Annotated in this window: 1 protein-coding gene; it reads right to left on the minus strand. The window is 62.5% G+C overall.

The genetic code is table 11. The features are described from left to right. The coding region (locus F2P45_RS35030) for a N4-gp56 family major capsid protein (protein ID WP_166882748.1) at positions 1-301 on the minus strand (301 nt) is incomplete at both ends.

Raw genomic sequence — 301 nt, forward strand, 5'->3', positions numbered from 1 at the left:
AGCGGGTCCGAGTCGCTCGGCTTGGCGTTGACCACCATCGGCGTGAGCGCGAACATGCCCTTAAGCGCGACCACGGCGTAGGCATTGGTTGCGATGTACAGGGCCGGGTAGACGTCGGCCTTGACGCCGGTGGTTGAGGTCATCAGCCCCTTGTCACCGCCGGCGTCGATGAACGGGACGAAGATGGTCGAGGACAGGTAGCGCACGTCCTCGACCTTGCCGATCTCGTTTTCGTACGGGGTCATCGAACCGTACTTCTCGATCGGCACGAAGCATGACTTGCCGTCTGCGCCCAGCATGT

Source organism: Massilia mucilaginosa, assembly GCF_011682145.1.
Taxonomy (GTDB): Bacteria; Pseudomonadota; Gammaproteobacteria; order Burkholderiales; family Burkholderiaceae_D; genus Telluria_A; species Telluria_A mucilaginosa.